Consider the following 22002-nt stretch of genomic DNA (forward strand, 5'->3'; position numbering starts at 1 on the left):
GGGCGCTCGGCTCAGGGCTCCACAGGCGAACTCCCGGGCGCTGGCGTCAGCTCCCCCTACCCACCACCGGCGGAACTCTGCAAGTCACCCGTTTCGAGCCGCTTACGCGTTTGGTGCTAGTTGCAGGGTGGGGCGGCCCTTGCGCGACTCCCTGGCGATGTACCAAAGGACATCCACCAGCGCAGCCCCCTCGGCAGGAAGCATGCGGGGCGGCAGCATCTCGACATCCGAGCGCACCGCGCTGATGAACAGGGGGCCGAGGAGCTGGGTCGGATCCTTCCAATATGTGTCCATGAGCCGGCAGGTCTCCGGCAGGAGCCGACGCTCCGCCGGTTTCTCCTCGGGCTTTGTCTTGTCCGCGCCGCAGAGCTGCTTCCCAATCCGGACCATCAGGACAGTGCTGAGCTCTCCCTCGGCCCGCTCCACCAGGAAGTCCGCCGTCCCCTCGACGAAGGCGGTCTCCCACCCCAACCCGGTACCGCCTGCGGTGACAGCCCCTGCGGTGGCCGCCTTGGTGGCCGCGAGGTTGCTTGGGGTGTCCGAGCTCTGCAGAGGCGTGGGCTCGGGTTTGATCTGGCCCGGCTCATAGCGCTGCGCGAAGGAAGGTTGAGCCAGACATGCTGCGAAGGTGAGCAGGCACAACGGAGCATTGATGCTCAGTGTTGTTTTCATAGAGAGAGCTGAGAGGGACTGGCAATGCGAAATCGAGAAGAATCCAGACGGATCGCGCACAGCAACTCGAAGAGCAACAGCAGAGTTCAACAGACAGACCTGATGCGTCGGGCAGGTAGGATGCGATTGGAGTATTCAGCGGTCAACGAGTCAGTTTTGACCTCGACTTCAGTTCACACGCGTGAATCACCCGCCCATGCTGCTCGCGTCAGGCTTTGTCACGATTTTCTGGGAAGTGTTGGGTGAGGGACGCTCAAGAGCTTCTGGGCGAACGTGAGGGCCTCGCAATGTCGTGCGCAGGCGAAACCCTCTCATGTTTCCCGGGGTGATCAGCGCCGGTGGCCGTATCCTCCTCGCCGCCGCCACCTTCCAGTGAAGAAGGAGCCGCTCCACATGAGGGAAGAGCTTCCCACTCCGAGCCCCGGCTGCCTCGGTTGACCGATGCGGAGGTGACACTGCCCTCGGCCTGGAGATGAACGTGGAACCTCGGGCGCCGCTCGCCCGCGCTTCCTCGCGCTCCCCGCGAGAAAGTTCGCGCTTTTGGAGGACCGTTTCTAGTCAAGGTGCCGAGCGCCCGCCGATCTCCGGGAAGCGCTCGTAGGCCTGCAGGAGGATATCCAGGTGCGTGGGGTTCTCGAGATCAAGTGGTGCATCCGTGAGTTGCACCACCCACCCACCCGACGCCGTGCACCGCGCGCGCATGAGCAGTTCTCCGTCGCGTGACGGGTCTGGGAAGCCGATGGCTTGCGCGGTCGCGGCCGACCAATAGTTCAGCCATCCGAGGTAATGCGGAATCTCAGGTGAGACGAGTTGCCATGGGAGGTTGAGTGAGGGGAGTCCTTTCGGCGGGACATGGGGACTATTCCCAGAGTGGCGAAACTGGTCCGACACTGTCACGGTCACCCCCTCTGGCAGCACATGCCCCCAGAAAGCCCGTGAGTTCTCGCCGATTGCCTCTATTACATCCACCGCAACCGCGACACCCGTTGCGGCCCATGGCAGGTTCGCATGGATTTCCAACTGTGCCTGACCACTCGGCGAGTTGTCCGCTGTACTTTCCCATCCCGTTAGGGTTACCCGGAACGCCGCATCGCCGTTGCGCAGGAGTGGGAAGCCCCCGTCCCTCCGTTCGCGGGAGACAAAGGCATCTCTATCTGGAAGGGGGATGCGCTGCCCACTGTCGGAGATCATCCAGCCCAGGTGCAAGCCGGGGAACGCGCGTTCCATTCCATGAACAATCTCCAAGGGACGGCTATCGTTCATCGTAAGAGCGGGAGCGTACGCGATAAGGTTGAGGGAACTTGATCGGGCTGCCATCTCAGCACCAATCCATGATGACAACTTTGAGGGTAGGGTCTTGCTTGAGCAGGGCCGCTTTGTGCTCGGCGCTGCGCACGCCGATCTTGAAGTCAAATCCACAGGCCCGGGCGAGCGTGCGTTCATGCTGCAGCTTTGGCACCTGACTTCTGACCACGATGTCCTGTAGGTCGTCCGTGTACGTGTCGAAATTGTCTGTCTTGACCTCCCACAGTGTGCGCGTGGCGAGTTGCAGCGCGTCGAAGTGCTTGCCATTGACGAGCACATCCCAGCCCGGGAAGCTGTTCTCCGGAATCCGGTCAGCGCATTCGTTGTGAGGATCATTGCCGCCACGATGCGAAGCCCGTCTGGGCGCGCACTCGGGTTGGCGGTCCTGCGGCGCCAGGGAAACTGGCGGATCTGGGGGTAAGCCATCCTTCCCCACGGGAGAGCCGTTCGGCTCGGGCTGTCGATTCGCAGCGGGTTCCTCTTGAGGGGAGGGGCGCGCTTGGGTCTTGGGCTTCGCACGCGCACGGGACGCACTCCGCTCATACGCATTCAGCCCCTCTTGGATGGCAGCGGCCACCACCACGACTCCTATGACAACCACCGCTCCTACTACGATCTCCGGTGCCACGAATACGCAGAGCCCCACGCCCAAGACCGCTGCATCCATGGATGCGACAGCGCACGTGCCTTTGACATCCCGAAACCTGACCCGGTCGTGGTCGAGCGAGTGGTAGCACCGCTCCGCCAGGACGGGCCATTCGTTGGATGCTTCTCGCACCACGCAATGCCCGTCATCCGTCCAGGGGAACTGCGCCGCTCGTTGCAGGTTGGCGAGCCTCGGATTCGGGGCTGGCAACGTTCCCGGGCCTGGCTCCGTTGTGGCGCAGGCCGACAGACACAGCAGGAGCGCGATGCAGGTTCGGTGAAGCATGGCCACGTCCTCTCAATCCGCCGCGGGGGCGCGCGGGTTCGCCCGCGTCATATCAGGCCATGATTTCGAGGTGGGGCTTGGCGGGACAACAGCGATCGATCGTGATACGCAGCCGCAGCGTTGCATCTCGCTCCTCACACCGAATGAGTTCATGGTCCGACTGATTCTCGGATTGTTTGCGCCGCCGCTTCTCCTCCTGGAGATCTCCGTGCTGCGTGGGCAGCCTCTGAGCGCATGGGTCCTGGTCAACACCGTGGTGTTCCCGGTGCTCCTCGCGCTCAGCATCGTGCTGCACGAAGCGGGGCACGCGATCGCTGCCCGCTTGCTCGGCCTGGAGGTGCCACGCATCGAACTCGGCCAGGGGCGGCGCCTCTTCCAATGGCGTTGGGGCCGCACGCGCCTCGCTCTGAACGCGTTCCCCAGCGCAGGGTTCACCTACTTGGCGGCTGACGGAGTCGGGGGTGTGCGCGGCCGCCTGTGGTTGACCATTGCCGCCGGGCCGCTCGTCACGGCCGCGATCTGGGGAGCCGCACTGCACGGGGCACCGCCATCTTCCGTGGGCGAGGCGATCTTCCCGACGGTGGCGTTCACGCGGGGACTTGCTGTCACAGAGGTGTTGGCCTTCGTCAACGGGTGGCTGCTGGTCTTCAACCTCGTCCCGCTCCCCACATTGAAGTGGCTCCCCTTGGGGAAGAACGATGGCGCGAGGCTGCTCTCGGTGCCGTTCGCCCCGCAGCGAGAACTGGACATGATGGCCATCTCCGCCGCGGTCGCGGAGGCCGAGGAACTGCGCTGCTCCGGCGACCTTCCGGGGGCATTGCGCGTGCTGGAGACGGCGCTGGCTCGATCGCCCGGCTCGTGGGTCGTGCGCAACTCGCTGGCCATCGTACGACTGCAGCAAGGCGAACTGGCCGCGGCGCGCGACTTGTTCTTGGAACTCCTGGACGAGGAGCCGCCAGTGCCGGCGCTGCGGTGGCTGATCCGCAACAACCTTGCGTGGGCGGACTTCCGGCTCCGTCGTGAGGACCTGCGCGGAGAGGCGGACACCCATTCCACCGCCGCACATTCACGTTTCCCTCGAGCCCCTTTCGCCCTCAGCACGCGCGGCGCGGTGCTCGTATGGCTCGGACGCGCAGCCGAGGCGGTTCCGCTCCTCGAGCGGGCGTACGCCATGAACAGCGAACCGGTGAATCGGGCGCTCAACGCGTGTTGCCTGGTACTTGCCGCCACGTCGCGAGGTCAGCACGAGGCCGCCCGCCTCTGGCTGGCGAGAGCGCGGGAGAACCATCCGGCGAGCGAGCTGTTGCCGGAGGCCGAGGCCGCGGTGGAGACGCTCGCGCGCGTTGCTGGTGGGACGCCGATGCGGACTCAGGAGTGAGGATGCCCTACTCCGTTCCCCGCGAACGCGGGCCGAGTTCCCGGGTCTTCGGGGGTTCACGGGAAAGCGGTGCAGCTCAGGCACACCTGTTGGGTAGGGAGGGGTGGGGGAACCCCTGGGTAGCCGGGTCAGGGGGACCCCAGTTCATGCATTTGTCACCGAGATGCCCCTTCACATTGTTCTGCAACGCACTAGAGGGCCGTGGGAACCTGGAACCCGCGTAGTCCACCGCTCATGCACCTTGGAGGGGTCACTTGAGCAATCCGTCTCGTTCATGTCGGCTGGGGCTTGTCGTCTTCACAGCCCTGGTCTTCGCATCCACAGCACTGGCCCAGGGCGTCACTGGCTCAGCACTCAGAGGAACAATCACCGACGCCGACGGGAAACCGCTCCCGGACGTAGCGGTCGAGCTCCACAACGACGCGACGGGCGCGAACTTCATCGCCGTCAGTGACGGGTCGGGTGAATACCAGTTCGACAACGTCCCCCCGGGTGGCCCCTACAGCCTCACCGCCAGCTCCGAGGGCTACTACGGCAGCAAGCGCACCGGGATGCAGCTGGTGCTCGGCAGCCGTATCCAGCTCAACGTCCAGCTGAAGAAGTTCGAGACCATGGAGGAGAACATCGTCGTCGTGGCCGCCGTGAACACCGACGAGCTCACGGATCGCGGCCGCACCGGCCCCTCTCAGACGCTGGACAGCAAGGAGGTGCTCGATCTGCCCATCCAGGGACGTAACTTCACGGATCTGATCTCGACGGCGCCGCAGGTGAGCGGCACCAACATGGCGGGGCAGAACAACCGCTACAACAACATCCAGATCGATGGCGCCTCCTACAACGATCTCTTCGGCCTCACCTCGAGCGGGACGCCGGGCGGTCAGGCCAATGCCAAGGCCCTCTCGATCGAGGCGATCGAGTCCTTCGTCATCCAGGTCTCTCCGTTCGACGTGCGCTACGGCAACTTCGCCGGCGGCATGGTGAACGCGATCACCAAGAGCGGCACCAACGATTTCCACGGCTCGGTCTTCGGGTACTGGCAGAACAAGAAGCTCGCCGGCAACCAGGATGATCCGACGTTCCTCGGCTACAACTCCTGGCAGTACGGCCTCAGCCTCGGCGGCCCGATCATCAAGGACAAGCTCCACTTCTTCATCACCACCGATCTCCAGGCGCGCAAGTCCTCCTTCGGAAACGCGTTCCAGATTGGCGGAGTGGATGCGGATGCGGACAGGGAGCGCGCCGGCTTCACCAACGCCGAGGCCGAGCGGTTCACCTCGATCCTGGCCGACAAGTACGGCGTCAACAACGCCGGGACGGCCCTGGCGACGGAGCTGAGGAACCCGGACCACAACGTCTTCGCCAAGCTCAGCACCAGCCTCATCCCGGGTAGCTACCTGGAGGTGTCCTACAACTTCGTGGACGCCCTGCAGGACTCGCTGACGCGGTCGCCGACCTCGCCGTCCGTCACCCGTCTGCGCGACGGCTACCAGCTGTCCAACAGCGGCTATGCGCAGGCCACCAGCAGCCACATCGGCCGGGCGAAGCTCGTCTCCACCTTCTTGGAGGGCAAGCTCTCCAACGAGCTGCTCGCGGGCTTCTCCATCCTTCGCGACAATCGCGATCCCGGAATGGACATCCCGCTGATCCTCGTGAAGGTCGGCCAGCTCGGCTCGGCGGATTCGTGGCTCGCGGCGGGCGCCGAGCGGTTCTCGCAGCTCAACGAGCTGGATCAGGACATCTACCAGTTGCAGGACAGCATCACCTACAAGCGGGGCGATCACGCGTTCACGCTCGGCACCAACAACGAGTACCTGAAGCTGCGCAACGCCTTCTTCCAGGCCTCCACCGGCGTGTGGGCCTTCAACAGCCTGGATGACTTCGAGGCTGGCAATGCGGTCGCGTTCCAGCGCCGCTTCGGGGTGAGCGATCTCCAGGAGCCTGGCACGGCCGCCTTCAACGTGTTCCAGCTGGGCCTCTATGCGCAGGACGAGTGGACGCCGTTCAAGGGACTGACTGTCACCCCCGGCATCCGCCTCGACGTGCCCTTCCTGTCCGCGGCCAACGTCAACCAGCGCCTGCTGGACAACGCGGCGTTCCCCATCGACACCGGCAAGGTGCCGAGCGGCAACCCCCTCTGGTCTCCGCGGCTCGGGGTGAACTGGGATGTGGACGGCGGGCAGACCGTCGTGCGTGGCGGCACGGGTGTCTTCTCGGGCCGGCCGGCCTACGTGTGGGTGGCCAACGCCTACAGCATCAACGGCCTGTCGCAGGTGGAGCTGACCTGCCGGCGTGACGTCACCAACGGCCAGGTCCCCGCGTTCACCATCGACCCGAGCGCCCAGCCGTTCGACTGCGCGGGCGGCACCAGCGCGCCGACGGCGCCCGTCAACCAGGGCGAGATCGACTACTTCGATCCGAAGACGAAGTATCCGCAGAACTTCCGCGTGGCGCTCGGCGCGGACCGGAAGCTGCCGTTCGGCCTGGTGGGCACGCTCGATCTGCTCTACACCAAGGACATCAACGGCTGGTACACGACCGACGAGAACCTCACCCGCCAGGAGTCGGACAGCGGCGAGGGCCGGGCGCTCTACGGAACGTTCGGGGCGACGGGCTTCCGCGCCAACCCAGCGCGCGTCGACAGCGCCAACCTCGCCCAGGCCGTGAAGGTGTTCAACAAGAACGGTGGGCGCGTCTTCAGCGGCACGGTGCAGCTGCGCAAGCGGTTGTCGGAAATCCTGGATGCCAGCCTGGCCTACACCTACACCGACGCCGTGGACCGGATCTCCCTCACGAGCGCGCAGGCGCTCTCGAACTTCCAGTTCTCGCCGATCGACGGGTCCATCCAGGACCGCAACGTCCGGCCGTCCGCGTTCGACCGCCCGCACCGCATCACCCTCACCGCGACGAGCTCCCTGCCGCTGGGCTTCAACGTCGGCCTCATCTACGTGGGCCAGTCGGGGTCGCCGTACACCTGGGTCGTCAACGGAGACGTGAACGCGGACGGAGTCAGCGGGAACGACCTGGTGTTCGTCCCGGCCAACGCGGAGCAGATCTCGCTGCAGGATCCCGCGCAGTACGAGGCCCTGGAGAAGTTCATCAACAGCCAGGACTGCCTCCGGGAGGCGAAGGGCGGTTTCGTCCAGCGCGGTGCGTGCCGCAACCCGTGGCAGAACACCGTGGATGTTCGGCTGGGTTGGAACTCCCCGGAGTGGATCAAGGGACAGCACCTCGAGGTGCAGGCGGACATCTTCAACTTCCTGAACCTGATCAACTCGGACTGGGGACTGTCTGAGCAGGATGCCAGCTTCGAGACCCACGCGTCGCAGTTCCTCCGCGCCGTGGGTTACGACGCCGCGAACAACCGCCCTATCTACACGTTCGCCGAGCCCACCTCGGTGCGGACGGTCGTCCTGAGCCCCACCCGGTCGCGGTGGCGCGTTCAGCTGGGCGCGAAGTACGTCTTCTAGCCGCCGTCTCTCCACTAGGCCCGCCGGTACGCGCAGCTCTCGCGCCGGCGGGCCGGGTGGATCTCCTCATGAGCAACGTCGACATCCCACGGTTGGACAAAGCACGTCTCAGGGCCTTGTTCCTCAAGGAGCTCGAGGCTGCTCTCGTCGCCGCCGAGTCGAAGGTTGCCCAGGCCCAGCAGACAGCGGCCGACTGGTCGCCGCAGAACAGGGCCGCATTGCTCGAGATCGAGACCACCCTGCTCGAAAAGACGAAGAGGACCTGCAACGCCCTCGAAAGCCTCCCGCTTGGGCCCTCGGGGGATGATGGACGTCTCCGCGAGGGGACGGTGCTGGTCTTGAAGGATCTCCGCAGCGGCGAAGTCATGTTCGAGCTGGTGCTGGAGCCTCCGCTGAAACAGGTGGAGGGCGAGCTCGCAGGCTTCAAGGTATCCCTGGGCCAGCCCCATCCCTGGTCGATGTACGAGCCTCTCGAACCCGGGAAGCGGCTGACGTTTTACGGCGCGCACGACTGGGTGGCAGGCGAGTACGAAGTCCTCGACCTCTACTGATACTCAGAGTGGAGGGCGAGCCTGTCACCGGCGCCCCTGGAGTCGCGCCAGCTGGGGTAACCTCCCGCGCATCCAGAGGAGAGCGCAGGGATGTTGGTCTCAGCGGGAGTCCGGCCACGACAGGGCCCAACTCGTTCGACCATGCCCACGGTGATCTCGCCGCCGGAGCTTCGGGCCGGTATCGGATGGCGCCGGGTGTCGACTCGCTCTTCATCAACTGGGCGTTCCAGAACCCCGCGCACATCCTCTCGGCGCGTCTGGACCTGTACTATCTGTCCACGGCAGGCATCGCGCACCTGTGGACCAAGACGATCAGCTGGAACCCTGGCGACTGCCCCGCCGTGGGCTCCACGCCCTTCACCGGCCGGCTGGATGACAACGAAGAGCAGCGCTTTGCCTCCCAGAGCCAGAACGTCACCGTCGCCTACCATCCGAGCCCTGCGTTCCCGACGGACCACCTCAACGTGCAGCAGGCTCCCTACAAGCTGGAGATGACGGTCGTCAGCGTCACGGGGGCCAACCTCCTGACGCGCCAGCGCTGGCTCTACATCGACGTGGTGGTGGACTCGATCGAGCTCTCCCTTGGCTCCTCCAAGTACATTCCCAAGCCGACAGGAGTCGGGGACAAGGGGTTCAACCGCCGCAATCTCGAGGTCTACTCCCACCTCGATGTTCAGTTGCCGGGCAGGAGTTTCCCAGCGGGGAAGGGGCTCACCTTTCCGAGGATCAATTCCAGATCTCGGTGTACTTCGCCTATGGCGGGAGGGCGGTGTGGGATCAGCCGCAAGCGGCGAACACCCCCGCTCACTTCATTCCCTACGCGGTCCCCAGCGCCAGCACGGACGTGATGACCGTGCGCCGTCGCGTGCGTATCGCCCGTCATTGGGTGCCACCCGGCACCTGGGGACTGGGTTCGGGACAGAGCAAGTTCACCTGGGAGAAGCTCGTCCAGGAGTTCAAGGGGAGTGGCATCGACTTCGACTCCTCCGCGGCAGTGCGCCCGGCGACCATGGACCGGGCTGCCTTCACCCGGATTCTCATGCAGGAAGTGGCCAAGAAGTCTGCGGCAGAGCAGGCCGTGTTCTCACCCCAGGATGAACAATTCCAGAGAGGGTATGCCATCAAACTCCGGACGTACGCGGAGCTCGGCGCAATCGCCCTTGGAAAGTACAAGACACATTTCAGCAATGACAAGAAGACGAACCCTGAGAGGGTGGCACGGCTTGTCGCGTTTCTGCGTACCTGTGCCGAGCTCAAGGGAGACCCGACGATCGTGAGGGACGTCGTTCCACTGCTGGGTGCCATTCCCTGGGGCTCCTGGAAAATGGCCATGCAGATCCTGGACACCGTCACGCATCCGGCCTTCAGGGCCCAGGCTGTGGATACCTCGCTGAATGCGTGCAAGACGGACGAAGAGATCAAACAGAAGCTGGTGCAGTCCATCCACGGCTATGCGGATGAGACTGCTTATCTCACCGTATGCAAGGATCTCACGCGAGATCTCCTCTTCAGCGTCTGCGGTCTGTTCATCCAGGAGCAGGCAGCCGATGAGCGGGGGCTCCATGTGTTCCAGTTCGATTTCGAGAACAACTTCGACATGTTCTCGGCCTCGGGCTGGGGGTTCGAGACCCCCTCCAACCGCACCCAGTGTCCGGAGTGCGAGAGTGCGCTCTCCGTCCCCAACAAGGCGAGCCGCAAGTGCGGCACCTGCAATGCCGTGCTCCGCGATGAGGCTTCCCTGATGACGCTGGTGCCGCTCTCGCTCGTGCGACCCCTGACGCTTCACGACGTCGTCAGCAACATGAAGGGCCTGTATGGCCTCGTGCAGAACCCCGACAATCCGAAGAATGAGGCGATCGCCAAGCGCTTCACCCTGGAGAGCATGCCCGGCGTCCGGGCGGAGGTGCTCGTGGCCCACGAGATGGGGCACCAGCTCTTCCTTCCCCACTCACCTTCGGGCTTCGATAGCAGGGACATCGATCAGACGGTCGAGATGGGGATGGCGCAGAAGGCGATCCTCGGAAAGTTCCTCGACGCGCTGCGCACCACCCCCGCGTTGCTCAACAAGCTCCAGGACGCGACGGATCCCGCCGGCGCCAACGTGGACTTCCACGACGCGGATCACCGAGCCTGCATGATGGGCTACAACTTCGCTGCACTCGCTCACATGCACTTCTGCACCAAGTGTGTCCTGCGGATGCGTGGTTGGAAGGGCGATTCGGTGGAGGCCCTTCCGTGACGCGCGGCCACACGGTCAGTGCTGGTAGGCTGCGCGGTCTCCTGGAGGGACATGCATGGCGGTGACAGCCCCACGTCTCTGGCTCGAAGGTGCGCTCGTGGATGCCACGGACGCGAAGCTGCCGGTCATGGCGCACGCTGCTCAGCGCGGGAGCCTCGTGTTCGACGCGGGCTCGTTCCATCCCACGCCGAGGGGGCCCGCGCTCTTCCGCGCACGCGAGCACATCGCGCGGTTCCTGAGGTCGGCACGGGCGGTGGGGCTGGAACTCTCCTACGGTGAGGAGGAACTGCTCCGCGCGTCCGTCGAGGTCGTCCGCGCCACGGGCCGGGACGAAGGCCTCGTGCGGTGGTCGGCCTTCTTCACCGCGGGAGCGCCGGATCTGCTGCCGCGCTCCTCGCGTGGCCATGTCGCCATCGCCGGCCAACTGCTTGAGGAGCCCGGAGTTCCGAAGCCGATCCGCGTCGCGACGTTTCCAGACGCGCGCAAGGCGGCTCCCGAGGCACTGGATCCTTCGGTGAAGGTCGGCGCGGCCTATCTGGGGCCGATGCTGCACCGGCGGCGCGCCAAGGCCGCGGGCGCCGACGACATTGTCCTCCTCGACCGGGAGGGGCACATCGCCGAGGCACCCGTCGCGAACGTGTTCGCCGTCGTTGGAGGGGCTGTGTGGACGCCGCCGCTGCGCTACGTGCTCGCAGGAATCACTCGGGATTCGGTGCTCGCCCTCGCTCGCGCGGAGGGCATCCCCGTGCGCGAGGAGCCGTTGCCACTCGAGACGTTCCGGAATGCGGATGAGGTGTTCCTCTCGGGGACGTCACTGCCGCTCGCGCCCATCAGCCACGTGGATGGACGCGCCCTGGGCCCCGCGCCGGGCCCTGTGACGGCGCGCCTGACGCAGCGGTTCCTCGCCATCCATAGCGGGAGCGACGAGGCATTCAGAGAGTGGCTCACGTACGTCTGAGTGCGGCTCCACTCGGGGCGCGGGCGGGCCTTCATTCCTCTGGGGGGACCACGTCCTCGAGGTACTGCTTCTTCACGGTTACCTTGTCCTGCTTCGAGGAGAGGACGACGTCCTTGTCCTTCTTCGCGTCGTACTGGAGCTTCTCGGTGATGCGCTTTCCGGTGAGCCGGTTGATGCTCACGCTCTTCGACTCGCCCGAGTTGCGGTCCGTCTGGATGTCATCCTGCCCGATGAGGAGCACGCGTTTGTCCTGGGGCTCATAGCGGAAGCGCAAGATGGTGTGGACGATCTCTCGCGCGCCCCGGAGCTGGTCGACGAGGATGATGCCCTTCTCGATCTTCACCTGACCGGGCCCCGGAGCGCTGAGGGCGCCTCCGCAGGTGGTGCAGTAGAGAACGCGATTCGAGACGCCTACCCGGTGCAGCTTTCCTCCCTGCTCCAGCAGGACCACGAGCGCACGCGAGTGGGTCTGGACCACGCCCTCCGCGTCCGTCTCGGGGCCGTCCTCGACCAGTTGGATGACCACGTCCAGGCTGTCATCCTTGTTCAGGTCACCCTTGTAGATGTCCTCGATCCTCCAGCCCTGGGGCACGAAGACCTTGGGATCCTGGCCCTCGCGAGGCACCTTGTTGGGATCGAGAAGCTTGGGCTCCTGGGCCAGCGCGGGAAGCGCACACAGCAGCAACAGCACGAGCGTTCGTGTCAGCATTCGGAGTCGCCTCCTGGCGGGTTGCTTCTTCACTTCTTCCCAGCCGGCTTCACGGCCACGAAGGAGAACCGGCCCGCCTTCTTGTCCCACTTCATCTCGCGGGGGTTCTCGCTGGGGCAGGGGGACTTCTTGCCCTGCAATTCGTCCTTGAGCATGTACTCGGTGACCTTGACCGAGGCCCGGATCGTAGTGCCCTGCCGCGGCAGGGTGTAGATGACTCCCTCGTTGATCAGGTTGGTTCTCATCGCCGGATTCAGGGCCTCCAGGCACTTCTCATCGAGGAAGTCCTCGATCTGCATCTCAAAGGGGAGCACGTGGTCCGTGACGGTCTTCCACTGATTGCCGGCCAACTCGGCGAAGGTGATGCCGCCCGAGACTGACACGCCGTCGAAGCTGCTCATGCTCACGGCCATGATCGGCGTCTTGTCCTCCTTGAGGAAGAGCGCCACCTGCGTCTTCGCGTCTCCTCCGCCGGTTCCCTCGTCGGTGAACTCGATGTAGCCGTTCTTGGTATCGACGGTGACGGAGATCTCGTCGTCTCCCGCCTTCGAGTGCGTGATCCAGCCGCTCTTGGACCGCGTCAGCTCGTACCGGGTGCTGTCGGGGAAGGCGGTGGCAGGGAGCTGCTGGTAGTAGTCCATCACACTCTTGGGCGTGTCTCCGGCGCCCGCTGCCAGCGTTCCCAACGCCAGGCTCAGCGCGAGGGTGGAGGAGAGCCGCTTCGATCGATTCGGGAGGTTCGAGGGCATGGGACTCTCTTCATAGCAGGGGGCCGAACGGGCCTCCGGCTGGCTGGAGGGGAGGGGACTTCGCCTCGGGGACCAGGAGACTTGCGCTGACTGACTGACCGGATTACTATTCTGGTCAATGAGTTCCGACCCTCGCACAGCCATCCTCAACGCCGCCGGTGAGGTCTTCGCTCGCTTCGGCTTCAAGAAGGCCTCCATGGAGGACATTGCCCGCCGAGCAGGTGTCGGCAAGGGCAGCATCTACCTCCACTTCGAGAGCAAGGAGGAGCTGTTCGAGGCCTGCCTCCGGCTCTCTCATGCGCAGGGGCTTGCCGAGCTCGAGACGGTCGTGCGTCGGGCCTCGACCCCCGACGGCCGGGTTCGGGCATTCATCCAGTGCAAGCTGGAGCAGAGCGCACGAACGCCTTTCGGGCAGCGTCTCCAGGCGGAGACGATCTTCGATCTGGGCACGCAGGCCCTGCACCTCGTGCCTGAGATGCAGGAGAAGGATGCCGCGGTGCTCGCGCGCATCCTCGCCGAGGGCAATGCGCAAGGGGTCTTCGCTGTCGCAGAGCCTCACCTGGTGGCGGCGGGGCTCGTGGAGACGCTCTCGGGGAGCGTCATCAAGCTGATGACGCAGGGCCTCAGTCCCCCGCATCGGGCAGCGTTGGACGCCTACTTCGAGATCTTCATTCGCGGCCTCTCGCCTCCACGCGAGGCGCCCCATCCCAAGAACTGACTCCCTGCACTTCCTCGTGCGTAGGGGTGAGGCGTTCGTGCGCCCGAAAATGACCAGAAAACCAATCCAGTCACCGGGTCTGGATTCCTGTCGAAGGCTCCAGACCCACAGAACAAGGAATGAAGCGATGAAGACGTTCGTGAAGTCGGCCGTGGTGGCAGTGGCAGTGGTGGCGGCGGGGTGCGGCGGGGGCAGCAAGGCCGCTCCTCCTCCTCAGGCGGCCCAGGTGGCCCAGAAGCCGGTGGGTGTGCGGGCTCTCACGCCTGCCACCCAGCTCGAGGCAAACGTCCTGCAGGCCACCGGCAGCGTGCGCTCCAAGCAGGAGGCGACGCTCAGCGCCCAGGGGTCCGGTACCCTCACGCGTGTCCATGTGAAGGTGGGCGCGCGTGTGAAGCGCGGCCAGGTGCTGGCTCAACTGGACACCTCCAATGCTCGCATCGCCGCGGATCAGGCGCGGGCCGCGAAGGCGGCGGCGGATGCGACGCTCGACGGCGCGACGGGGGAGGTGGAGCGGGCGCGGGCCCTGGCGCAGGCGGGTAGCCTGGCGCGCGCCTCCCTCGACAAGGCGGAGGTGGGCTACCGACAGGCTCAGGCACAGGCCGCCCAGGCGGCCGCCGCGTTCGCCAACGCGCAGGAGAACCTGCGTGACGCCACCCTCACGGCGCCCTTCGATGGTGTCATCACCAGCCGCAACCGCAACGAGGGGGACTACGTGTCGCCCGGCACGGCCATCTTCGGCCTCGTCAACACGCAGGAACTCGAGGTTCGCGCTCCGGTGCCCGAGGCCTTCGTGGATCGCGTGAAGGTGGGCAGCGTCGTCAAGGGCACGATCAACCCCTCTGGTGCTCCCTTCGAGGCGCGCGTGACGAGCCTGGGGGCCACCATCGATCAGCAGACGCGCACCGTCGAGGTGCTCGCGGACGTGCTGCCGGTCCAGAGTGCTGGCGGGGTGCAGCTGCGCGCCGGGGCGCTCGTGGAGATTGACTTCTCGGCCGCGGCCTCCTCCGAGAGCGAGCAGGGCCAGGCGGGGCTCTTCCTGCCCTCGCAGGCCGTGCAGGCGCAGGGCCAGCAGGGCTTCGTCTGGGTCGTGCAGGACGGCAAGGCGCAGCGCCGCGACGTCAAGGTGGAGCGCGTGCTGCCCGGCTTCGTGCGCGTGGTGCACGGGCTCGAGCCTCAGGAGCGCGTCGTCGCCGACGCGAGCATGCCGCTCCAGAACGGCACCGCGCTTCAGGTCGTCCAGTAGCTCCGGGCGGCCTTCCTCCTCTCTTCCATTTCTCTCTTCTTTCCGGACACCGTTCCCATGCTCCAGACATTCATCAAACGCCCCGTTTTCACGCTGATGTTGATGGCGGCGGTCGTCGTCTTCGGCCTCTACGCCTACCCACGCATCGGCGTGGACCAGTACCCCAACGTCGACATCCCCGTCGTCACCGTCACCACGCTGTTGCCGGGCGCGGACCCTGAGTCCGTCGAGAAGAACGTCTCCGATCCGCTCGAGGAGGCGCTCAACACGATCAACGGCGTGGACGAGCTCAACTCCATCAACCTGGAGAACATCAGCCAGATCACCATCGCCTTCAAGCTGGACACCGACGTGGACGTGGCGGCCCAGGACGTGCGTGACCGCGTGCAGGCCACGTTGCGCTCACTGCCCAACGGCATCGAAACGCCCGTCGTCGAGAAGTTCGACATCGGCGCGGCGCCCATCTTGACGCTGTCGCTGTCCGGCTCGCTGCCCATCGACGAGCTGACGCGCGTGGCCGAGGACGTCGTCAAACCCTCGCTGCAGAGCCAGCCGGGCGTGGGCAGCATCGGCGTGGTGGGTGGCCGCAAGCGGGAGATCCAGTTGGTGGTCGATCCGCAGCGGTTGCGCGGCTACGGGCTGGCCATTGGCGATGTGAGCCAGTCCCTCCAGGCGCAGAGCGTGGATCTGCCCGGCGGGCGCGCCACGCAGGGTGGGCGCGAGCGCATCGTGCGCCTGACGGCCGAGGCGCGCAGTGTCTCGGAGATCGGCGACATCATCCTGGCCAGCCCCAACGGCACCCCGGTGCGCGTGCGTGACGTGGCGGCGGTGGTGGACGGAGCCCAGGAGGCTCGCGGCCTTGCGCGCTCGGACACCGGGGCTGCCATTGCACTCGTGGTGCGCAAGCAGTCGGGTGCGAACACTGTGCAGGTGGCCGAGCTCGTCAAGGAGTCGCTCGCGGAGCTCAACTCCCAGCTCCCTCAGGGCGTGACGGTGAGCACCATCAGCGACAACTCCACCAGCATCCGCGCCTCCATCCATGCGGTGCAGGAGGACATGCTGGTGGGTGGCGTGCTCGCCATCCTCATCGTGCTCGTGTTTCTGCGCAACCTGCGCTCCACGCTGGTGAGTGCCATCGCGCTGCCTGTGTCCGTCGTCGGCACCTTCGCGGTGATGGCCCTGCTGGGCTTCACCTTCAACATCATCACGATGCTCGCCTTGACGCTCTCCATCGGCTTGCTCATTGACGACGCCATCGTGGTCATCGAGAACATCGTGCGCCACCTGGAAGAGGGGAAGACGCCCATCCAGGCGGCGCTCGATGGCACCCGGCAGATCGCCGTCGCGGTGTTCGCCGTAACGCTCGCCATCGTGGCCGTGTTCATCCCCGTGGCCTTCATGGAGGGAATGATTGGCCGGTTCTTCTACCAGTTCGGCGTCACGGTGGCGGTGGCGGTGCTCATCTCCTACGCCGTGTCGATGACGCTCACGCCCATGCTGTCCAGCCGCCTGCTCAAGGGGCACGGGCACGGGGCTCCGACGAATCGCGTGAGCGCCGCCATCGAGCGCGTGCTGGTGGGCATGGAGAACGGGTACCGGAGCATTCTGGGCGCGGTGCTGAACCGCCGCGGCCTGGCCATGGCTGCCGCCGTCGGCGTGCTGGTGCTGACGCTGGGGATGGCCCGCTTCCTCAAGTTCACCTTCATCCCGACCGCCGATAACGGCACGGTGCGCGTGACGCTCGAGCTGCCCGTGGGCTCCACCCTGGAGGACACCGAGCGCGAGCTCGGCATCGTGGCTCAGCAGGTGCGCGGCATGGAGGGAGTGAAGGAGACGTTCAGCACGGCGGGCGGTGGCGCCCTCGAGGAGGTGCACAAGGGCGAGGTTCTGGTGAACCTGGTGCCGCGCAAGGAGCGCAACTTCGATCAGGAGTCCTTCAAGGTCCGCCTGCGTGAAACGCTGGCGCAGCGCCCGGGCGTGTTGATGTCCGTGCAGGACGTCTCTGGCGTGGGCGGTGGCGGCCGCAACCAGCAGGTGCAGTACGTGCTGCGCGGTACCAACTGGTCCCAGGTCGTCGCTGGCAGCGAGAAGCTGGTCTCGGCCATGAAGTCCAACCCGGGGCTCACTGACATCGACACGACGTATCGCAGTGGCAAGCCTCAGTACGATGTTCGCATCGATCGCGAGCGTGCGGCGCAGCTGGGGGTGCCGGCTGCCCAGGTGGGTGCTGCCCTGCGCGCGTACCTCGGCCGCGATGAGTTCATGACGTACCGCGAGGGCGGCGAGACGTACGACGTGAAGCTGCGCCTGCCCGATGCCACGCTCGCCTCCCAGGAGGCGCTGGGGCAGCTCACCGTGCGCACCACGAGCGGCCAGTTGGTGGAGCTGCGCAACGTGGCGAACATCACCCCCTCCGAGGGCCCGGTGCAGATCGATCGCCTCAACCAGCAGCGCCAGATCACCCTGTTGGCCAACCTCGCGCCCGGCTACTCCCTGGGCGAGGCGATGAGCTTCCTCACGGCGCAGTCCCAGCAGGAGCTGCCCAAGGGCGTGACGGGGAGCTTCTCCGGCAACGCGAAAGAGATGGGCAAGACGGCCGTGGCCTTCGCCATGGCGCTCGGGCTGGGCATCCTGCTGCTGTACATGATCCTGGCCGCGCAGTTCGAGAGCTACATCCACCCGTTCACCATCATGCTCTCGCTGCCCTTCGCGGTCATCGGAGCCATTGGCGCGCTGCTGCTGTCGGGCAACGCCTTGTCGATGATTGCCCTCATCGGAGTCATCATGCTGATGGGCCTCGTGGTGAAGAACGGCATCTTGCTCGTCGACTTCACGCAGCAGCTGCGCGAGGCCGGCAAGAGCGCGCGAGACGCGCTGCTGGAGGCGGCGCCTGTGCGCCTGCGCCCCATCCTCATGACGACCATCGCCATGGTGGCCGGCATGGTGCCGGTGGCGCTGGCTCGCGGTGATGGTGCCGAGACTCGCGTGCCCATGGCGCTCGTCATCATCGGCGGCCTCATTACCTCCACGGTGCTCACGCTCGTGGTGGTGCCGGTGGTGTACTCGCTGCTGGACGGTCTCGCTTCGCGCAAGCGCCACAACAAGGCCGAGGAGCCCGCTGAGGCTCAGCCGGACGCGAGCCCTGTGCCGGGCGCTGTCTAGCTGCCGCTCTCCTCTGGAGCAGGGGGCGGTGGGGCAGGGGACCATGGCGGACCCCGCGAGTGCCGAGGCGCACGCCCTGGAGGCTCGGTTCGACGTGGCTGCCTCGCGCGTGGGCGTGGACGTCGCACGTGGGCAGCGCCGTGCCGTGGCCGCGCGCTATCTGCCAAACTTGGCCGCCACGGGCACCTACAACCTGAGCAATGCGGGAGGCTTCACCGGCCAGAACAGCAGTTGGAGCGTGGGGCTGGGCGTCTCTTGGACGCTCTTCGACGGTGGTCTGCGCGAGGCGCAGTTGCGCGAGGCATCCGGGCGCATCGCCGAGGCGAACGCCGCGCTGCGCGCCGCCGAGGAGAAGGCGCGCGACGAGGTGCGCCGCGCCCGCGACGATCTGGAGACGACGGAGAAGAACCTCACCACGGCGCAGGAGCAGGTCGTGGTGGCGCGTGAGTCCGCGCAGCAGGTGAAGCACAGCTTCGAGCTGGGCGCCGCGACCTACCTCGAGGTGTCGGATGCCAACTCGGCCCTCGCGCAGGCGGAGCTGGCGGCTGTCGCCGAGTCGCTCAACGTGCGCCTGGCCCGGCTCGAACTGGCACGCGCGGTGGGCGACTTCGATCCCACCCCGGCTGCTCCTGACACGGAAGCGGTGCGATCAAGTGCCTCCCAGGGGAGCTGAGCGACGGTGGGGGCGCCGGTCCGCTGCGGCGTGGCCGGCGGAGGTGAGCTGCTGGTGCGGCTACGCGACCAGCGCCGCCAGGCCCTGGAGCAGGCTCAGCGCTTGTTCACGGGTGGGGACCCCTGCCTCGCGCACGAAGTGCTCGGGCGGAGGCTGGCTGCCCACTTCATTCTCCAGCGCACGCAGTGTCTCTCGGCGAAGCTGGAGCATGCGCTCACGCTCTGGCGGGGTGAGGCGCTCCGCGGCCCAGGCATCCACAGCCCAGGCCAGCTCGGCGTGGCGCAGTTCGTCTCGGGAGATGGAACCCAGCGCGCGGCGTACCTCCGCGTCACCAGCGGTGCGCGCCTGCCAGCCCGTGACCAGGGCGCCGAAAGTCTCGCGCACGCAGCCTTCGACTGCATTCTCCGCGCACATGGCCTCCAGGGAGCGGGGCTGGAAGGGCGGAATGTCCACCTCGGGCATGCTCGATCCGTGGCGGTGGGCCAGGGCCTGCATGACGCGGGTGTGGCGCACCTCATCCTGTGCCGAGCGCCGTGCCGCTTTGACCAGGGCCTCCGGGGCGCCATGCGCGAGCAGCTCATCAGCAAGTCGGAGGAAGGCAGGGACCGAAGCCGCCTCCAGCCAGGCGACATGGGCATAGAGCGCGCCAAGCTCACACCCTGCCTCGTGCAGCCGTGCGTCCCGCAGCCCCTCCGGTCGACGGCCATCGTTGGAACACGAGTAGTAGTCGCACTGGGTCTTCATTCTCCCCTCATCCGAGATCGCCCAGCAGGCGATTGCGGTGGTGCCAGCGGAACTCTTGGGGCATTGGGTGCAGTTTGTGGTTCCGTCCGGATTGCGCTCGACGCTGTCGATGAAGCGGGGGGCTGGCCCCCCGCAGTCGTCGGTCGGCCCGCAGGCTGTCAATGGGAGGGCGGGCGCGGCCAGCAGCAGGCGGTACAGGGTGCTTCTCACTACGCGCGTCATTGGCATCAACCCATTCTTTCGGAAGACCATGGAACCCCCTTGTTTGGACGCTCCATGGGTTAGCAAGGGCTTTGCCAGCCTTCCGCCACTGTCCGAGACGCAAGCGAAGTGGATGCTCCAAGCAGATGGCATTGCTGCCATCCATGACCCGTGGGCCACGAATTTCTGAGCCTGCTGACGGAGCCGCCGCCAGCGCCAGTGCGCTATGCGTTTCGCTCGCTACCGTCGGCGCGCTGCGTAGGAGAGAACTCGACTCCATGTAGTGGGTTGTTCTGCATGGAGGCTGCGGGAATCGAACCCGTAACAAGGCAGAAGCAAAACCCCAAGCAGGTCGCGCTGTTACCGGCTAACGCCTTGATCTCACACCGGATCGTTTCTCCGCTCCGTCCCGTCTCGTGCGGGCGCGGGCGGACGAGAGGTACAAGTCGTAGTGCACCCCAGCCGGAGTTCATGGGACCCGAGCCCTCGATAGAGTACCTCGGCCTCCGAGCCCTCGAGCACCTGGAGCGTCATCCGCACCAGCCCTAGAACGCCTCCCGCTGCAGAGGCGTGATAACCTCCCTCCCCTTCGCATGCACACGGTCAGCGGCGTTGTCCCGTTTCTCGTGGCCCACGTGGCCCGAACCCTCGACGCGGATCCAGAGCCACTGCTGCGCGGCAGCGGGGTCGATGCCAACACCCCTCCGCGGGGTGACGCGCACATCGCAGTCGAGCGCTACTTTGAGGTCTGGCGGCGTGCGATGGCGCTCTTCGACCACGGTTTCCCGCTGCGAGTCGCCTCGGCGTTCCGGCACGAAGACAATGAGATCTTTGGCTTTCTGGCGATGAGCTGCGCCAACATCGGCGAGGCCTTCGATCGCACGCTTCACTACAGTCGCCTCTATACCGTCGGTGCGACGTACGAGATGGACGTCGACCGCGATGCGACGCGAATCAGCTGGCTTCCTTGGCCCGGCGCGCTCGACGACGTCGGCTACCGCGCAGCGATGGACTACCACATGGCCAACATGGAGCAGGCCATCCGCCAGCTCGGCCATTCGCCCCCGCGACCGGTCGAGGTTCGTCTGCGGCACGCCGCCCCGCCCGGCGCGACCGAGTATCTCTCCTTCTATGGCACCACGCCCCGGTTTGGGTGCCCGCGGTACGAGTTGGTGTATCCCGTGGGTCTGCGCGAGGTCGGCGTCACCACCTTCAACTCGCGGCTGCGGGATTACTTCGATCTCGAGTGCCGGAAGATGATCGAGAAGCTGGGTGCGGCAAATACGGTGACGGCACAGGTTCGAAAAACGCTGATCGGGGTGATGGACGGCGGGGACAGCGGAATCGAAGCGATTGCCAAGCGCCTCGGGATGAGCACCCGAAGCTTGCAACGCCGACTCGCCGAAGAGCAAACCAGCTACAACGACCTGCTCGCCGAAGTTCGCGAGGAGTTCGCCAAGCGTTACCTGGCACGCGGTACGCTCACCGCGAGCGAGGTGGCGTACTTGATTGGGTTCACCGAACCCCCCGCGTTCTTCAAGGCGTTCAAGCGTTGGACTGGACTGACCCCGCGCGAGTTTCAAGAGCGAGGCTGAGCGTCCGCGCGCGCCCGTGCGACTGCTGCCGGAGATGTTCTGAACATGAATCCGGCGATCAGGAACAATCCGAGTGGCAGCACCACGTTGCCTACCTCGGCGATGGGTGCGACCACCGAGGTCAGTTGGCGGAGCGCGCCGATGGCCACAATCGCAGCCGCAGAAAGCACGAGCGCTCCGCCTGTCCGTTGTTCCGAGCGCCACAGCGCAAACCCGATGCACGCGAACCAACCTGCGAGGGACAGCTCTCCAAGCAGCTCACCGAGGAGATTGCCCAGGTACCGGTTGGCAGCGTCGAACAGGGTTCCCAAGAGCTCACGGTGATCGGCGCTCGCCGAAGCCCAGCTCGAGGCGAGCGCGTCGTGAATCGACGGCCAACGCAACAGGCCGAGCATCATGGTGACTGCGGCCAGGACGGCCGCCGCTGCACCCAGCCGGGCGAGCCCGCGCCCACTGCCGTCCTCCAGCAGGGGCATCGACGCAATGCCGGCGAAGAGCAACGTCAGCGGCAGAGCGCTGTACAGAAGCCAGGCCGCTCGGAGGGTCGCACCGCCCGCGGCGAGGCGAGGAAGCACCTCGCCGGCGCCGTGGCTCAGGATGGCCGGATAGTCGAACGCTGCGTGGAGGTAGAAGAAAACGAGGACAAACCCGGCGGCACCCAAGACCAAGGCAATCGCGCCGACGCGTTGGAGGTTGCGCGTGAACAT

18 protein-coding genes are annotated in these 22002 nt (G+C 66.0%); 11 read left to right on the forward strand and 7 right to left on the reverse strand.

What is annotated here, in order from left to right:
* Positions 1–102 precede the first annotated feature (102 nt).
* The 3 genes from KY501_RS50930 to KY501_RS54155 all read right to left on the reverse strand — a co-directional run bounded on the left by KY501_RS50930 (position 103) and on the right by KY501_RS54155 (position 2554).
* Entirely contained in the window at positions 103–672 is a 570-nt protein-coding gene (locus tag KY501_RS50930) for a hypothetical protein (protein ID WP_224372845.1), read from the reverse strand.
* Between the two features lie 558 nt (positions 673–1230).
* Positions 1231–1989: a DUF5953 family protein gene (locus KY501_RS50935; protein ID WP_224372846.1), complete on the reverse strand. Its 759-nt coding sequence runs from the start codon at positions 1987–1989 to the stop codon at positions 1231–1233.
* 1 nt (position 1990) lies between these two features.
* Positions 1991–2554, reverse strand: coding sequence for a DUF6310 domain-containing protein (locus KY501_RS54155; RefSeq protein WP_309243065.1), 564 nt, complete (start codon positions 2552–2554; stop codon positions 1991–1993).
* Between the two features lie 352 nt (positions 2555–2906).
* On the opposite strand from KY501_RS54155, the gene KY501_RS50945 reads away from it, so the two are divergent.
* From KY501_RS50945 to KY501_RS50970, 6 genes are all read left to right on the forward strand, one after another.
* Positions 2907–4286, forward strand: a complete 1380-nt coding sequence (locus KY501_RS50945) for a tetratricopeptide repeat protein (RefSeq protein ID WP_224372848.1) — start codon at positions 2907–2909, stop codon at positions 4284–4286.
* 254 nt (positions 4287–4540) lie between these two features.
* Positions 4541–7753: a TonB-dependent receptor gene (locus KY501_RS50950; protein WP_224372849.1), complete on the forward strand. Its 3213-nt coding sequence runs from the start codon at positions 4541–4543 to the stop codon at positions 7751–7753.
* A gap of 68 nt (positions 7754–7821) precedes the next feature.
* The gene (locus tag KY501_RS50955) at positions 7822–8304 is read left to right on the forward strand and encodes a hypothetical protein (protein ID WP_224372850.1); all 483 of its coding nucleotides are present in this window, start codon (positions 7822–7824) and stop codon (positions 8302–8304) included.
* A 185-nt stretch (positions 8305–8489) separates the two neighbouring features.
* Positions 8490–9152 carry a hypothetical protein gene (locus tag KY501_RS50960; protein ID WP_224372851.1) on the forward strand — a complete coding sequence of 221 codons (663 nt, stop codon included), beginning with the start codon at positions 8490–8492 and terminating at the stop codon, positions 9150–9152.
* A complete protein-coding gene (locus KY501_RS50965; RefSeq protein ID WP_224372852.1) occupies positions 9047–10543 on the forward strand; it encodes a hypothetical protein in 1497 nt (498 codons plus the stop codon). Before KY501_RS50960 ends, KY501_RS50965 begins: the two co-directional genes overlap by 106 nt.
* 55 nt (positions 10544–10598) lie before the next feature.
* Entirely contained in the window at positions 10599–11501 is a 903-nt protein-coding gene (locus KY501_RS50970) for an aminotransferase class IV (protein WP_224372853.1), read from the forward strand.
* 31 nt (positions 11502–11532) lie between these two features.
* On the opposite strand, the gene KY501_RS50975 is transcribed toward KY501_RS50970, so the two are convergent.
* Together KY501_RS50975 and KY501_RS50980 are read right to left on the reverse strand one after the other, a co-directional pair.
* The gene (locus KY501_RS50975) at positions 11533–12210 is read right to left on the reverse strand and encodes a hypothetical protein (protein WP_224372854.1); all 678 of its coding nucleotides are present in this window, start codon (positions 12208–12210) and stop codon (positions 11533–11535) included.
* Positions 12211–12239: 29 nt separating this feature from the next.
* The gene (locus tag KY501_RS50980) at positions 12240–12959 is read right to left on the reverse strand and encodes a hypothetical protein (protein ID WP_224372855.1); all 720 of its coding nucleotides are present in this window, start codon (positions 12957–12959) and stop codon (positions 12240–12242) included.
* 118 nt (positions 12960–13077) lie between these two features.
* Here KY501_RS50980 and KY501_RS50985 point away from each other — a divergent pair, with 118 nt between their 5' ends.
* From KY501_RS50985 to KY501_RS51000, 4 genes are all read left to right on the forward strand, one after another.
* A complete protein-coding gene (locus tag KY501_RS50985) occupies positions 13078–13677 on the forward strand; it encodes a TetR/AcrR family transcriptional regulator (RefSeq protein WP_224372856.1) in 600 nt (199 codons plus the stop codon).
* Between the two features lie 127 nt (positions 13678–13804).
* A complete protein-coding gene (locus KY501_RS50990) occupies positions 13805–14920 on the forward strand; it encodes an efflux RND transporter periplasmic adaptor subunit (protein ID WP_224372857.1) in 1116 nt (371 codons plus the stop codon).
* Between the two features lie 57 nt (positions 14921–14977).
* Entirely contained in the window at positions 14978–18082 is a 3105-nt protein-coding gene (locus KY501_RS50995; RefSeq protein ID WP_224372858.1) for an efflux RND transporter permease subunit, read from the forward strand.
* A gap of 43 nt (positions 18083–18125) precedes the next feature.
* Entirely contained in the window at positions 18126–18755 is a 630-nt protein-coding gene (locus KY501_RS51000) for a TolC family protein (RefSeq protein ID WP_224372859.1), read from the forward strand.
* Positions 18756–18815: 60 nt separating this feature from the next.
* Here the strand turns inward: KY501_RS51000 and KY501_RS51005 are convergent, their stop codons facing one another.
* A complete protein-coding gene (locus KY501_RS51005) occupies positions 18816–19499 on the reverse strand; it encodes a hypothetical protein (protein WP_224372860.1) in 684 nt (227 codons plus the stop codon).
* 836 nt (positions 19500–20335) lie between these two features.
* On the opposite strand from KY501_RS51005, the gene KY501_RS51010 reads away from it, so the two are divergent.
* The gene (locus KY501_RS51010; protein ID WP_224372861.1) at positions 20336–21295 is read left to right on the forward strand and encodes an AraC family transcriptional regulator; all 960 of its coding nucleotides are present in this window, start codon (positions 20336–20338) and stop codon (positions 21293–21295) included.
* Here the strand turns inward: KY501_RS51010 and KY501_RS51015 are convergent.
* On the reverse strand, positions 21280–22002 hold the full coding sequence (locus KY501_RS51015) for a DUF4386 family protein (protein ID WP_224372862.1): 723 nt from the start codon (positions 22000–22002) through the stop codon (positions 21280–21282). The two genes, KY501_RS51010 and KY501_RS51015, sit on opposite strands and share 16 nt — an antisense overlap.

This window comes from Hyalangium versicolor (assembly GCF_020103695.1).
GTDB lineage: Bacteria > Myxococcota > Myxococcia > Myxococcales > Myxococcaceae > Hyalangium > Hyalangium versicolor.